Genomic DNA, 244 nt, shown 5'->3' with positions numbered 1-244 from the left:
ATCGTACCCCAAACCGACACAGGTGGTCAGGTAGAGAATACCAAGGCGCTTGAGAGAACTCGGGTGAAGGAACTAGGCAAAATGGTGCCGTAACTTCGGGAGAAGGCACGCTGATATGTAGGTGAAGTCCCTGCGGATGGAGCTGAAATCAGTCGAAGATACCAGCTGGCTGCAACTGTTTATTAAAAACACAGCACTGTGCAAACACGAAAGTGGACGTATACGGTGTGACGCCTGCCCGGTG

The 244-nt window shown here is 51.6% G+C and carries 1 rRNA gene; it reads left to right on the top strand.

The features are described from left to right. Nucleotides 1–244: ribosomal RNA gene (locus CWM58_RS27985) — 23S ribosomal RNA — on the top strand; the annotation flags it as partial.

Source organism: Klebsiella sp. H-Nf2, from assembly GCF_002806645.1.
In the GTDB taxonomy this organism is placed as follows: domain Bacteria; phylum Pseudomonadota; class Gammaproteobacteria; order Enterobacterales; family Enterobacteriaceae; genus Klebsiella; species Klebsiella variicola.
The sequence above is the reverse complement of the archived record's forward strand: the minus strand, read 5'-3'. Positions and strand labels throughout refer to the sequence as shown.